This window comes from Natronosporangium hydrolyticum, assembly GCF_016925615.1.
GTDB classification, from domain to species: Bacteria; Actinomycetota; Actinomycetes; order Mycobacteriales; family Micromonosporaceae; genus Natronosporangium; species Natronosporangium hydrolyticum.
In genome coordinates this window covers 4458543-4472173 of the sequence record NZ_CP070499.1, presented here as the reverse complement: position 1 = coordinate 4472173, position 13631 = coordinate 4458543, and the positions used below count along the sequence as shown (strand labels likewise).

Below are 13631 nucleotides of genomic sequence, written 5' to 3'. Positions count from 1 at the left end.
GTTGACGGCGGGGCCGCGGACCGGGGGGACGGGCGGGCAAGGTTGCGGTTACCCGATTCGAGGAGGTGAGCGATGGACTCGCCGACACGGGCCATGGAGCAGCACCCCGACATCGTCGCGATGCGGATGCGTTACGAGCGTGCTGCCGAGTCGCCGATGACCCAGATTACCCACGGGCTGATCGTCCTGGCCGGGGTATATCTGGCCATCTCGCCCTGGGTGGTGGGCTTCAGCGGGCAAGCCACGATCACGGTGAACAACCTGCTCACCGGGATCGCGGTGGCGGTGATCGCGATGGGGCTGGCGTCCGCCTTCGGGCGTACGCACGGTTTGGCGTTTGTCGTCCCACTCGTCGGGGTATGGACGATCATTACCCCGTGGGTGGTCAGCGGCAACGTCGACACCACCAACGTCATCGTCAACAACGTCATCATCGGTGCCGTCCTGGTCGTGCTGGGCCTGGTCGGGTTCACCGTGGGGTTGGTGCACCAACTGCGGCGTTGACGCCCACCAACCGTTGACCGTTCACCAGGTCGGCTCCGGGCATTGCCCGGAGCCGCTCCTGGCTTGACGGCGAGGATGGAGTAGCCATGGAGGTCTGGGAACACCACGAGGTCACACCCGCCGCCGGGACCCGGATGCATGCGGCTCGGATGTCAGCCGCCCGTTCCGGCCCCGACGATGCCCCAGTAGTCGTGGGGATACCCGGGCTGGGCTGCTCATTCCGCTCTTTCGGGCCGCTGGCGCGGGCGTTGGCCCCGGACTTCCAAACCATCGGCCTGGACCTGCCAGGCTTCGGGCGTACCCCGGGTCCGCGTACCGGTCTGGATGTCCGCGGCATGGCCGAGGCGTTGGCCGACTGGCTCCGCGCCACCGACCGGGGCGGCGCCATCCTGGTCGGCGACTCCACCGGCGGTCAGGTGATCGTCGAACTGGGGGTGATCGAGCCGGAGCTGCTCGGCCCGGCGGTGCTCAGCGGTCCGGTCTTCGATGCGGACGCCCGGACCGTCCGGCAGCAGCTGCGCCGGATGCTGCGCAACTTCTGGGCGGACCGCAACGCCGGCATGAGCCTCACCACCATCCGGCTCCGGGAACGGTTCGAGTCGGGGCTCTGGCGTTGGTTCCGCACCTTCCTGCGGTGCCTGCACTATCCGCTGGAGGAGCGGATCGGGCAGCTGTCGGTCCCGGTCACCGTGGTACGGGGAGAGTGGGACCCGCTGGTGCCGGCCGGCTGGGCGGCCGAGCTGGCGGCCCGGCTGCCGCAGGGCCGGCTGGTGACCGCCCCGCGCGCCGGGCACAGCGCGAACTTCATCCGCCCGGAGGTGCTCGCCCGGGAGGTCACCAGCCTGGCTCATGGCCGGGCGATCACCCGCTAGCCACCGACCGGTCAGCCGGCGAGGTAGCTGTGCAGGTGCTGCCCGGTCAACGAGTGGCCGGCCTGGGCCAGCGCCCCCGGCGGCCCTTCGAAGACGATCCGGCCACCGTCGTGGCCGGCGCCGGGGCCCAGGTCGATCACCCAGTCGGCGCGGGCAACGATGTCCAGGTTGTGCTCGATCACGATGACCGTGCTGCCCCGCTCGACCAGCCGGTCCAACAAGCCGATCAGCTTGTCCACATCGGCCATATGTAGGCCGGTCGAGGGCTCGTCCAGCACATAGATCTCCGCCGGGCCGGCCAGCTGGCTCGCCAGCCGGATCCGTTGCCGCTCCCCACCGGAGAGGGTGCTCAACGGCTGCCCCAGCGACACGTAGCCGAGCCCGACATCGTCGAGCCGGTCCAGGATGGTGCGCACCGGCCGCTCGGTGAAGAAGTCCCGGGCCGCCGCCACCGACATCGCCAGCACTTCGCTGATGTCCTTGCCGCGCAGCCGATGCTGCAGCACCTCGGGCAGGAACCGCTTCCCCGCGCACGATTCGCAGACGCTCACCACCCCCGGCATGAACGCGAGGTCGGTGTAGAGCAGGCCGAGCCCTTTGCAATCCGGGCAGGCGCCCGCCGAGTTCGCGCTGAAGAGCGCCGGCTTGGTGCCGGTCGCCTTGGCGAACGTCTTGCGGATCGGGTCCAGCAGCCCGGTGTAGGTGGCCGGGTTGGAGCGGCGGGAACCCCGGATCGGCGACTGGTCGACAAAGGTCACTTGCTCGCTGCGGGGCAGGCAGCCGTGGATCAGTGAACTCTTACCCGAGCCGGCGACCCCGGTGACCACCGTCAGCACCCCCAGCGGCAGGTCGACCGAGACATCCCGCAGGTTGTGCTGGCGGGCGTGCTCGATCCGGAGCTTGCCGGTGGCGGGTCGGGGTTCGGTGCGCAGCGACTGCCGCTGCGTGATGTGCTCGCCGGTCAGCGTGCCGGAGCGGCGCAGGCCTGCCAGATCACCTTGGTAGACCACGGTGCCGCCGGCCGCACCGGCGCCGGGGCCGAGGTCGATCAGGTGGTCGGCGACCGCCATCACCGCCGGCTTGTGCTCCACCACCAGCACCGTGTTGCCCTTGTCTCGTAGCCGCAGCAGCAGCTGGTTCATCCGCGCGATGTCGTGCGGGTGCAGACCGGCGGTGGGTTCGTCGAAGACGTAGGTCAGATCGGTGAGGCTGGAACCGAGGTGACGCACCATCTTCACCCGCTGCGCCTCGCCGCCGGAGAGGGTGGCGGACTCCCGGTCCAGGCTCAGATAGCCCAGCCCGATCTCGTCCAGGCTCGCCAGCGTCGCCCGGAGCCCAGCCACGATCGGTGCCACCGAGGGGTCGTCGAGCTCGGCCAGGAAGCGGGCGAGGTCGTCGACCTGCATGGCGGCGCACTCGGTGATGGTCCGGCCCCGGATCGTGGCCTGCCGGGCGGCCGCGTTGAGCCGGCTCCCCGCGCACTCCGGACAGTCGGCGAAGGTGGCGATTCGCGTCACCGCGGCGCGCAGGTGCGGCTGCAGGGAGTCGGGGTCCTTCGCCAGGTAGAGCCGGCGGAGCTTGTCGACCAGCCCTTCGTAGGCCGAGTTGACACCGCCCGCGCTGACCTTCGGTCCGGTGCCGTAGAGGAACTGCTGCCACTCGGCGTCGGTGTACTCCCGCAGCGGCCGGTCCGGGTCGAAGTACCCGGAGTTGGTGAAGACCTGCAGATACCAGGAGCCGACCTGGAAGTTGGGGAAGTCGATGGCCCCCTCGTTGAGGGACTTCTCCCGGTCCACCAGGGCGTCGACGTCGACCGTGGCGACCCGCCCCATCCCCTCGCAGGCGAGGCACATCCCGTTCGGATCGTTGAACGAGAAGTAGTTCGACGGCCCGACGTATGGTTCCCCGATCCGGCTGAAGACGATCCGCAGCATCGAGTACGCGTCGGTGGCGGTGCCGACGGTGGAGCGGGAGTTGGCGCCCATGCGCTCCTGGTCGACGATGATCGCCGCGCTGAGGTTGCGCAGCGTGTCCACCTCCGGCCGGGGCGGGCTGGGCATGAGCGACTGGATGAAGGCCGTGTAGGTCTCGTTGATCAGCCGTCGGGATTCGGCGGCGATGGTGTCGAAGACCAGCGACGACTTCCCGGACCCGGAGACCCCGGTGAAGACCGTCAGCTTGCGCTTGGGGATGTCGACGTCGACGTCGCGCAGGTTGTGCTCGCGGGCGCCGCGTACCTCGATCTGTTCGTGCCGGGCCATCCGACCTCCGTTAGTCTTTACGCCGTAGAGAGAAACCGGGCAAGAGTAACGTACGGCGTAAGGAGTTGCTAGGCAATTGCCGGAGTACACCGGACGCGGCGACCAGCGACGGTCCATGGCCCTGCTATGGGGTCAGCAGACAACCCCCGGCCGGGGCCCCAAGCCCAGCCTCACCATCGCCGACATCGTGACCAACGCCATCGAGCTCGCCGACGCCGAAGGCCTGCCGGCGGTCTCCATGCGCAACGTGGCCCGCCGGCTCGGCCGGACCGCCATGTCCCTCTACACCTACGTCCCCGGCAAGGGTGAACTCCTGGAGCTGATGCTCGACACCGTGCTGGGGGAGCTGCCCACCCACTACGAGCGGGCCGGCGACGCCTGGCGACCGGCGGCCGAACAATGCGCCCGCGACACCTGGAGTCTCTACCAGCGGCACCCGTGGGCGCTGGACATCTCCTCGGCCCGGGCCCTGCTCGGCCCGCACGAACTGGCCCGGTACGAAGCACAGCTGCGGATCTTCGACGACCTGGGGCTGAGCGGGGTCGACATGACCCGACTGGTCGGGCTGGTCGACACCTTCGTCCGGGGCGCGGCGGCCGCGTTGGCCGAGGCGAGCCGGGCCGAGCGGGCCACCGGGCTCAGCGACGACGCCTGGTGGTTGGCCCGCTCGCCCCAGCTCGACGACCTGGTCGCCCCCGACGCCTGGCCGAGCCGGTATCCGACCATCCACCGGCTCAGCCAGACCCAGGCATACGACCCGGACGACTGGCCGGGCGACGACTCGACCCCGTATACGGTCCGGCTCGCGCTCGACCAGTTCGAGTTCGGCCTGCCCCGCCTCCTCGACGGCGTCGAGGCCTTCATCACGACGCGAAGACGATGAGCTGCCCCCAACCTGACAGCGGAGGGCCGGCCGCCATCCGGCGGCCGGCCCCATTTCCTTGTATCACCAACCCAACGGACGAACCTCAGTCATTACCGTCAATGTCGGCTACAACCGGCGCCAGTTGCACCAGCAAGGTGCCGGTGACGCCGTTCGCCTTCACGGGCACGGTGGTCACGCCGTTGGTAGTCAGGCTGGTGAACACGGCGAGGTCGTCGTCATCAAGAAGGTCGAGGAGCTGGGCGCCGGTGCCTTCGTAGACGAAGTGCGGTCCGCGCTTCTTCTTGTCGTCGAACTTCTTCTTGTGGTCGAACTTCTTCTTGTGGTCGAACTTCTTCTTGTGGTCGAACTTCCCCTTGTGGTCGAACTTCTTGTCATGGTGCAGTTGGAAAATCTCGTGGAAGATTAGGCCAGCGTCCGGGTAGACCAACTCCAGCGGTACTGCGATGTCGTATTCATCACCGTTCGGTAGCGAGACGATTGCGGCAGCCTCGGTCCCGCGTGGGGTCGAGCACGAGAGGTTGACGTAAGCGGTCGCCGTAACATCAAAGGTGTCAAAATCGTCCAGGTCCAACTCAACCCCTTCCTCACTGATGGTTGGGAGTGGCACGGTGAGTGAACCGGTGACGAAGCAGTCATCCTTCTTGTGGTCGGCGAACTTGTACAGATCGGGGTCGTAGGCATTGGCTGAGGGCGAGGTCATGAGGAGCGCGGCGGCCCCGAGCGCCACACCCGCCATGATGCGGCTGAGTTTCCTGTTCTTGAGCATAATTCGGGTTTCATCCCTTCGGGTCGATGGGCGATTAGTCCCTTTCGCCCGAATATAAGAGCATTCGCGGGCCCTGTGACGTTCTTCGGTAAACCGGGGAATGTGACGCGAGTGCATGGTAGTGACGGTTGATACTCGTGTGACCTGAGGGCAGCAGTCGATCTCCAGCTGATCGCACGGCTCGTGGACAGACCCGGAACAAGAATCGACCGGCCCCGTCGCAGCTTGCACGGCAGAGCCGGTCTAGTTGAGCGGGGTGGTTTACGACGCGAAGACGATGACATTGTCCGGGTAGTCGTCGAGTTCCTCGTCGAAGGCGCCGCCACAGGTGATGAGCCGCAGCTGCGGCTGGTTGCTCGGGGCATAGACCTCCTCGCTGGGGAACGCATCCTTGGGGAATGACTCCACCCGATCCACGGTGAAGGTGGCGATATGGCCATCGCGGCGCAGCACCTCGACCTGGTCTCCCGGCCGCAGCGCCCCCAGCTCGAAGAAGACCGCCTCGCCGGTGATGTGCGAGTCGACGTGGCCCACCATGACCGCGCTGCCCACCTCACCCGGCGACGGTCCGTACTGGTACCAACCCACCTGGTCGGCCTCCTCCAGCGGCGGGGTGTCGACCTTCCCCTCCTCGTCGATGCCGACGTTCATCACCAGCGCGGCGACATCGATCTCCGGGATCTTGATCGCGGCCGGCTCCGACCGGGGCAGGCCGCTGACCTCGGCGAGTAGCTCCGGCGGCACCGTGAGGTCCGGCAATCCGTCGGTGGGCCGGTCCTCCCCAAGTCCGAACCCGCTAGCCGGCGGCTGCGGTGGTTGCAGCGGATTCCGTCCCGTGGCGTCGAGCACCAGGCTCACGCCGGTGACTATCAGGAGGGCGACGACGAGGAAACCAGCGGCGCGCCACGGCGAACCGTGGCGCCCGCTGGTCCTCACCGTCGCCGCGTCAGGCGAGCGACCCATCGGCGGTCCGCTTCCGCATCAGCGCCAGGCCACCGAGGGTGGCCGCAGCGAGCGCGCCGGCCCCACCGGCGAGCACGCCGGTGCTGGTGGTGGTGCCACCGAAGCCTGCATCGACGCCCTTCTTCGGCGCGACAACCAGCTCGCCCTCGGCGCAGTCGCCGATCAGGTCGTAGGTGCCGGGCTTGGTGTCCTTCGGGATGAACACCTCAGCGAAGTACGCGAACGGGTGGTCCGCCTTCTTGTCGTGCTCGAAGCGCTTCTCGTGGTCGAACTTCTTGTCGTGGTGCTCGAAGTGCTTCTTGTCGTCCCACTTCTTGTCGTCGTGGTGGAACTTCTTGTCGTGGTGCTCGAAGTGCTTCTTGTCGTCCCACTTCTTGTCGTCGTGGTGGAACTTCTTGTCGTGGTGCTCGAAGTGCTTCTTGTCGTCCCACTTCTTGTCGTGGTGGTGGAACTTCTTGTCGTGGTGCTCGAAGTGCTTCTTGTCGTCCCACTTCTTGTCGTGGTGGTGGAACTTCTTGTCGTGGTGCTCGAAGTGCTTCTTGTCGTCCCACTTCTTGTCGTGGTGGTGGAACTTCTTGTCGTGGTGCTCGAAGCGCTTCTCGTGGTCCCACTTCTTGTCGTCGTGGTGGAACTTCTTGTCGTCGTGGTGCCACTTCTTGTCATCCGTGGCGGGGACCAGGTCGACCTCGCCAGTAACTTCAGAGAAGGCTGTGGGGTCGCTCTGCGGCTTCTTGCAGATCATCACGATGTACGCGAAGTCGCCCGGCTTCACCACCTTCGGATCTGTGTAGATCCAACCCTTGTCCTCGTGGTGCTTGTGGTCGCGAAGATCGTCGGCTGTGGCGATCCCGGGGGCGGCCAGCAGTGCCATACCGCCGAGTGCCGCGCCCGCGGCCAGCCGGCTGAGGAACCTCTTGTTCATACTCTCCTCCAACTCCTTCCTGTGGCATTAGCTCCGGAAGTCGAGCTATGACCAAATTAGAGGTGTTGGAGAGGCTCTGTGACGATTACTCGGGTTCTGGAGACATGCGGGTAAGGAGGTGGTATAAGAGAGCTTTTCACCTGTCGCTGGTTTATTGAGGTGATCATGTCGGAGTAAGCAAGATCACGTGGTAGGAGTATCCCGTTACAGGTCAGTCATCGCTTGTCTGGTTCAGAAACGCCCCAGGGTATGGCTCGGCTCACCTGCCTTGGTAGCCAGGTGAGCCGAGCCAATCCGGTTGTAGCAGCGCAACCGCGTGGTCTAAGTCTGATCCTCGTCTTCCGTCTCCTTCGCCTCCTCTGCCTTCTCCTCGTCGGCTTGCTCGTCCTCCTCATCGGGGTTCTCCTCGCTCGGCTCAGCGTCCTCGCTGGAGGAACCCGTCTCACTTCCGTCATCGTCCTCGTCAGCCGGGTCCTCGGCATCGGCAGCTAAGCTCGCCGAGACGATGACCCCACCGGAAGCGTCGTCGCTGCCGCAGGTGACGAGATGAAGCTGCGGTGTTTCTGGGTCGCTTCTCACTAGATCGCTCGGAAGCTCAGGCGGACAGACCCGGATCTGGTCGACGGCGAACCGAACGGACTCCTCTTCCTCCCGCTCGACTTCGACCTCGTCGCCGACCCGAATCTTGCGGAGGTCGGCGAGGCCTGCCTCGTTCGCGTCTGAATCACCGCCGGATTTCCCGAAGATCACTGAGTTCCCGACCTCGCCTGGGCTCGGGCCGGGCTCGTACCAAGTGACCGATGCGTCGCTGGCGGAAGCGGTTGCGGCAGCGAGGTCCGCCGCATCGGTGCCGCTCTTGCCCACCTCGACATCCACATCGAGGCGGGAGATGCGCACCCGGGTAGGGACCGCCTTGGTACTCGTCTCTGCTGGTTCGAGGGCGGTATCAAGTTGTCCCCACTCAGCCCGCTCCAGTCGTGCGAGTTCCTGCTCGTAGATCTCATAGAGCTCCAGGGGGTCCATGCCGAAGAACCTGGACGTTTCGTCGCCGTGCTCATACTCGGGGCTGGGCCTCTCCCCCGAGTGCCCGTCGAAGAGGTGGTGAGGTACCCGTTCGAGGACAATGCTGACGGCAGCGAGAGTGAGGATCGCGACGAAGACTAGGCCGATGGCCCGCCGCGCGTCGCCGCGGCGGACCACCTTCCTCGTGCCCCTCACTTTTGAGGACTCATCCATCTGCTTGACCGTCAGCCGTTGTTTAGGTCGCCCAGGTCAACAAGCTGGATCGAGCCACTTGCACAGGTGCCCTTCACCGCGAAGGGGCCGCCACCCTCGATCAGTTCGAGGGTGTCCAGATCGGTGATTGTCGTCGATCCTTCGTAGACGAAGAAGACGTCGCCCTTCTTGTCACGGTGATCAAACTTCTTGTGGTCGTCGAACTTCTTGTGGTCGTCGAACTTGCCGTGGTGGTCGAACTTGCCGCGGTGGTCGAACTTCTTGTGCTCGAACTTCTTGTCGAGCAGGAAGAGCTCCTGGAAGATCAGATCCAGGCCCGGGAAGACAAGCTCAAGTGGAAGTAGCTCGGGTCCGTTCTCCCCGTTGAAGAAGACCTTCGCCAGCGGCAGCGACTTCTGCGGCTTCGAGCAGACCTGGTAGACGAACAGTTGTGCTGCTTCCCCGTCGCTGTCGAGGACGACCGTGCCGCTGATGAAGCCGGTCTCCTTGATCTTCTCGTGGTGGTCGAACTTCTTGTCGTAGCCGCCGTAGCCCCAGTCGGACGCGATCGTGGCGGACGGGGCGCTGGCGAGCAGCGCGGCCGCGCCGAGCGCGACGCCGGCCATCACCTTGGTGAGGAAATTCTTCTTGGACATAGCTCGACTTCACTCCTTCCTGTCAGTAGCTCGGGAAGTTGAGCTATGTCCGAATCTAGGAAGGATGAGGCGAGATGTGCTCTTTATCGACCAAGTCGTCCGAAAAACCTTCAGAGGTGATATAACGGACAAGCCACGCGCAAGTGATGAACATGACGTTTTCTCACATCAGCCCCAGTGGTGAGCTGGTTCTTCTGCGACAACGACGCTTTGCCGGGGCGGTGACGGACCCGGCACTCCCACCCGACTTCCAGGTGACGTCCAGCCTGGTCGCAGTCGACCGAGTCACCGTTGGGGCATGAGTCTTCACCACAATCCGTCGATCGGGATCGGGAACACCGGCGGGGTCCCGGACCCGCCCGCTCGGCCAGCGTCGCCCACGCCGGCCCGCCCGTGGTACGAGGTCTATCCGGGGGGACCACCCGACCCGCCGCCGCCCGGGCCGCCAGCCGGTCAGGTGCCACCGGCAGCTGGCGGGGCTGGTCCGCCGCGACCGAGGGGGCAGCTGCTGATCGCCGCCGCCATCGTGTTGCTGCTGGTGGCGACGACCGCGGGCCTGCTCGGAGGCTGGGTCGGCAGCCGGCTCGCCGACGACTCCGGCGCCGTCGCCGGGACCGGACCGGTGACCGGGCAGGCCGGTGAGGCGTCACTGACCAACGTGGTCACCGCGGTGCAGCCGAGCGTGGTCTCGGTGCAGACCGGGCTGGGTGAAGGATCCGGAGTGATCCTGGACGCCGAGGGGCATGTGCTGACCAACGCTCACGTGGTCGCCGGCGCCGAGGAGGATTCGCTGCAGGTGACCTTGAGCGACGGCGAAGCCGAGTCGGCGACGGTGGTGGGGGCGGACGAGCGGAGCGACCTGGCGGTGCTGCGGCTCGCCGAGTCGGCCGGCTTGCCCGCGGCCAGCTTCGGCGACAGCGACGCGGTGCAGGTGGGTGACGCGGTGCTGGCCCTCGGCAGCCCGCTCGGGCTGGAAGGCTCGGTGAGTTCCGGCATCGTCAGCGCCAAGAACCGGACCGTCCAGGTGGGGCAGCAGGACCCTGGCCTGCCCGGTCAGCCCGGCGAGGCCCCGGGAGGTGGCGCAGCTCCGCTGTCGGAGATGATCCAGACCGATGCTCCGATCAACCCGGGCAACTCCGGCGGGGCGCTGGTGGATCTGAACGGCAACGTGGTCGGGATCAACACTGCGATCGCCACCGCGGGCGGCATGGGCAGCGTCGGGGTCGGCTTCGCGATCCCGGCGAACACCGCGGTCGACGTGGCGGAGCAGTTGATCGCCGGCGAGCAGGTGGAGCACCCGTACCTTGGGGTGGCGGCGGCGGACGCGCCGGAGGGCGCGCTGGTGCAGTCGGTGGCCGAGGACGGCCCGGCCGAGGAGGCGGGGCTGCGAACCGGCGACGTGATTACGGAGGTCGGCACCGAGTCGGTGCGGTCAGTGGATGAGCTGGTCGCGGCGGTGCAGCGCAGCGAGGTCGGCGCGGAGTTGCCGGTGAACTACCTGCGGGACGGCGCGGCCGCGGAGACGACCGTCACCATCGGCGACGCCCCCACCGATCCCTAACCGCGCCGATCATGGACCTAGGTACATCATCGGCGCCCAAATCGGTCCCTAACTCCATGGTCAACTCGGCGGGGCGGCGCCCAAATCGGTCCCCAACCCCATGATCAACGCGGAGGGGGAGGGGTCGGCTAGGGTCGGCGGCGTGGAGGATCTTTCGGAGCTGGTAGCGCAGTGGCCCGTCGAGCAGGTCGCCGCCGGGGTGACCGACCCGGCGGAGACCGTCGCGGCCACCGGCGATCTGGACTGGCGGGTGCGGACCGCCTCGGTGAGCAAGCTGCTGGTCGGGCTCGCGGCACTGGTCGCGATCGAGGAAGAGGCGCTGACCCTGGCCGAGCCCGCCGGGCCGCCCGGTGCCACCGTCCAACACCTGCTCGCCCACGCCGCCGGGTTCGCCTTCGACGACGACAAGGTGCTCGCCCCGCCCGAGCAGCGGCGGATCTACTCGAACGTGGGGATCGAGACCTTCGCCCGGCACCTGGCCGAGCGCACCGGGATCCCGTTCGGTGACTACCTCACCGAGGCGGTGCTGCAGCCGCTGGGGATGGCCGACACCGAGCTGGTGGGTTCACCGGCGCACGGCATCGAGTCGACCGTGGCGGACCTGCTGCGGTTCGCGCGCGAGCTGTTGGCGCCGACTCTGGTGAGCGCGGAGACCCTGGCCACCGCGACCAGTGTCCACTATCCGGCGCTCGCCGGGGTGGTGCCCGGCTTCGGGAAGTTCACCCCGAACCCGTGGGGGTTGGCCTTCGAGATCCGCGGCGAGAAGCAGCCGCACTGGACCGGGCAGCGCCACTCGCCGCAGACCTTCGGCCACTTCGGTGCCACCGGCACGTTCCTCTGGGTGGATCCGGCGGCGCAGCTCGGTTGCGCGGTGCTGACCGGGCGCGACTTCGGCCAGTGGGCCGGCGCGGCGTGGCCACCGTTCAACGACGCGGTGCTTGAGCGTTTCGCTCGCTGACTCCGACCCATCCCCGTACGGCGGGGGTTGCGGTGTGTGACGGTTGGCAACCAGCGTGGCGCCGCGTAGGGTTGGCCGCAGACGACACCCACGGGAGCCCGGTGCACCGGGCTGAGAGGCGGGCTGTGGCGGCCCGCGACCGGATGAACCTGACTGGGGTAATCCCCGCGCAGGGAGGAGGCCGCGGTGGCACCGCTGGGGCGGTTACACATCATCACCGACAGCAGGCACGGGCGTGACGCGCTCGGTGCGACCGCCGCTGCGCTGGCCGCCGGCGCCCCGGTGGTGCAGGTGCGGGTCGCCGACGAGACCACCGACCGGCTTGCGTACGAGTTCGCCGCGCAGGTCCGCCGGTTGACCATTGAGCACGGCGCGACCTGTCTGGTCAACGATCGGCTGCAGGTGGCGTTGGCGGTCGGCGCCGACGGCGGCCACGTCGGCGCTGACGATCTGCCGGTCGCCGCCGCGCGCCGGGTGCTCGGCCCGGCGGCGGTGCTCGGCGCCACCTGTCGGGACGCCGCCAGCGCCCGGGCCGCGGTCGCCGACGGCGCCAGCTATCTGGGGGTGGGCCCGGCGTACACCACCGCGACCAAGGCGGGGCTGCCGGCGGCGCTCGGCCCGGCCGGCGTCGGTGCGGTAGCCGCCGCGGTCCCCGGTACGCCGGTGATCGCCATCGCCGGGGTGACCGCCGCCCGGGTCGGTGAGCTGCGCGCCGCCGGCGCGTACGGGGTGGCGGTGATCGGGGCGGTCAGCGAGGCGGCCGACCCGGCGGCGGCGACGAAGGAGCTGCTCGCGGCGGTGACCCCGTGACCGTCGACGTGGCGGTGGTCGGTGGCGGTGTGGTCGGCCTGTCGGTGGCGTGGCGCTGCGCCCAGCGTGGCATGTCGGTGACCGTCTACGACAACGGCCGGGGTGCCTGGCAGGTGGCGGCCGGGATGCTGGCGCCGGTGAGCGAGGCGTACTTCGGGGAGGCGGAGCTGACCGCGCTGCTGGTCGCCTCCGCCGGTCAGTGGCCGGCGTTCGCACAGGAGCTGGCCGCGCACGGGCCCACCGGTTATCGCAGCGAGGGCACCCTGCAGGTGGCGCTGACTCAGGACGATCTGGCCGAGGCGCAGCGGCTGTGGGAGTACCAGCAGACGCTCGGGCTGCCGGTGACCCGGCTGCCCGCGGCCGAGCTGCGGGAGCGGGAGCCGTCGCTGCATCCGCGACTGCGCGCCGGGGCGCTCGCCGAGGGCGACCACCAGGTCGATCCGCGCCGGTTGGTGACCACCCTGCGGACGGCGGCCGGTGCCGCCGGGGCGAGCTTCGTGGCCCGCCGGATCACCGATCTGCCCAGCGTGGAGGCACGGGCGGTGGTGGTCGCCGCGGGCTGCGGTTCGGCGGAGCTCACCGGGGTCCCGGTGCGGCCGGTCAAGGGGCAGCTGCTGCGGCTGCGCGCCCCCGCGCACCAGCCGGGCTTCCAGCATGTGATCCGGGGGTACGCCGACGGCCGGAAGGTGTATCTGGTGCCCCGCGCCGACGGTGAGGTGGTGGTCGGGGCGAGCGAGGAGGAGCGGACGGATTCGGTGCCGACCGCGGGGGCGGCGTTGCAGCTGCTGCGCGCCGCCACCGATCTGGTGCCTGAGCTCAGCGAGTACGAACTGGTCGAGGTCGGGGTGGGGCACCGGCCGGGCACCCCGGACAACGCGCCGTTGCTGGGTCGGTGGCGCGACCGGGTGGTGGTCGCGAGTGGTCACTACCGGCATGGGGTGCTGCTGGCGCCGGCCACCGCCGACGCGATCTGCGAGCTGCTCGTCACCGGCGAAGCTCCCGAGCTGATCCGACCGTTCTCGCCCCAGCGTTTCGCAGAAGGAGGCTGACGTTGATAAGCGTCAATGGTGAGCAGCGGGAGGCGCCGGCACCGCTGTCGGTGGCGACGATCGTCGCCGAGTTGGTGGCCGACCCGTCCGCCCGGGGGGTGGCGGTGGCGCTCAACGGCGAGGTGCTGCCGCGGGCCGCCTGGGAGTCCACCTCGCTCGGTGACGGCGACCGGGTCGAGGTGCTGACCGCGACCCAAGGGGGTTGACA

14 protein-coding genes are annotated in these 13631 nt (G+C 68.2%); 8 read left to right on the top strand and 6 right to left on the bottom strand.

Annotated features, from left to right (window positions below; translation table 11 throughout):
• Window positions 1–72 precede the first annotated feature (72 nt).
• Together JQS43_RS20095 and JQS43_RS20090 are read left to right on the top strand one after the other, a co-directional pair.
• Window positions 73–504, top strand: a complete 432-nt coding sequence (locus tag JQS43_RS20095) for an SPW repeat protein (RefSeq protein WP_239675930.1) — start codon at window positions 73–75, stop codon at window positions 502–504.
• 86 nt (window positions 505–590) lie between these two features.
• Window positions 591–1376, top strand: a complete 786-nt coding sequence (locus JQS43_RS20090) for an alpha/beta fold hydrolase (RefSeq protein ID WP_239675929.1) — start codon at window positions 591–593, stop codon at window positions 1374–1376.
• Between the two features lie 11 nt (window positions 1377–1387).
• On the opposite strand, the gene JQS43_RS20085 is transcribed toward JQS43_RS20090, so the two are convergent.
• Complete coding sequence (locus tag JQS43_RS20085) at window positions 1388–3637, bottom strand: ATP-binding cassette domain-containing protein (protein WP_239675928.1); 2250 nt, start codon at window positions 3635–3637, stop codon at window positions 1388–1390.
• 115 nt (window positions 3638–3752) lie between these two features.
• On the opposite strand from JQS43_RS20085, the gene JQS43_RS20080 reads away from it, so the two are divergent.
• Entirely contained in the window at window positions 3753–4520 is a 768-nt protein-coding gene (locus JQS43_RS20080; protein WP_239675927.1) for a TetR/AcrR family transcriptional regulator, read from the top strand.
• A gap of 85 nt (window positions 4521–4605) precedes the next feature.
• On the opposite strand, the gene JQS43_RS20075 is transcribed toward JQS43_RS20080, so the two are convergent.
• The 5 genes from JQS43_RS20075 to JQS43_RS20055 all read right to left on the bottom strand — a co-directional run bounded on the left by JQS43_RS20075 (window position 4606) and on the right by JQS43_RS20055 (window position 9045).
• Window positions 4606–5289, bottom strand: a complete 684-nt coding sequence (locus tag JQS43_RS20075; protein ID WP_239675926.1) for a hypothetical protein — start codon at window positions 5287–5289, stop codon at window positions 4606–4608.
• Window positions 5290–5550: 261 nt separating this feature from the next.
• Entirely contained in the window at window positions 5551–6252 is a 702-nt protein-coding gene (locus JQS43_RS20070) for a class F sortase (RefSeq protein ID WP_239675925.1), read from the bottom strand.
• The gene (locus JQS43_RS20065) at window positions 6236–7186 is read right to left on the bottom strand and encodes a hypothetical protein (RefSeq protein WP_239675924.1); all 951 of its coding nucleotides are present in this window, start codon (window positions 7184–7186) and stop codon (window positions 6236–6238) included. Before JQS43_RS20065 ends, JQS43_RS20070 begins: the two co-directional genes overlap by 17 nt.
• A 309-nt stretch (window positions 7187–7495) precedes the next feature.
• A complete protein-coding gene (locus JQS43_RS20060; protein ID WP_239675923.1) occupies window positions 7496–8410 on the bottom strand; it encodes a class F sortase in 915 nt (304 codons plus the stop codon).
• Window positions 8411–8421: 11 nt separating this feature from the next.
• Window positions 8422–9045, bottom strand: a complete 624-nt coding sequence (locus JQS43_RS20055) for a hypothetical protein (protein WP_239675922.1) — start codon at window positions 9043–9045, stop codon at window positions 8422–8424.
• 298 nt (window positions 9046–9343) lie between these two features.
• Between JQS43_RS20055 and JQS43_RS20050 the strand changes: the two genes are divergently transcribed.
• The 5 genes from JQS43_RS20050 (at window position 9344) to thiS (ending at window position 13629) form a co-directional block, all read left to right on the top strand.
• The gene (locus JQS43_RS20050; RefSeq protein WP_239675921.1) at window positions 9344–10606 is read left to right on the top strand and encodes a S1C family serine protease; all 1263 of its coding nucleotides are present in this window, start codon (window positions 9344–9346) and stop codon (window positions 10604–10606) included.
• Between the two features lie 142 nt (window positions 10607–10748).
• Window positions 10749–11564, top strand: a complete 816-nt coding sequence (locus tag JQS43_RS20045) for a serine hydrolase domain-containing protein (RefSeq protein WP_239675920.1) — start codon at window positions 10749–10751, stop codon at window positions 11562–11564.
• A gap of 186 nt (window positions 11565–11750) precedes the next feature.
• Window positions 11751–12374, top strand: coding sequence for a thiamine phosphate synthase (thiE, locus tag JQS43_RS20040; protein WP_239675919.1), 624 nt, complete (start codon window positions 11751–11753; stop codon window positions 12372–12374).
• The gene (gene thiO, locus JQS43_RS20035; RefSeq protein WP_239675918.1) at window positions 12371–13423 is read left to right on the top strand and encodes a glycine oxidase ThiO; all 1053 of its coding nucleotides are present in this window, start codon (window positions 12371–12373) and stop codon (window positions 13421–13423) included. Before thiE ends, thiO begins: the two co-directional genes overlap by 4 nt.
• A gap of 2 nt (window positions 13424–13425) precedes the next feature.
• Entirely contained in the window at window positions 13426–13629 is a 204-nt protein-coding gene (gene thiS, locus JQS43_RS20030) for a sulfur carrier protein ThiS (protein ID WP_420847603.1), read from the top strand.
• The last annotated feature ends 2 nt before the right edge of the window (window positions 13630–13631 follow it).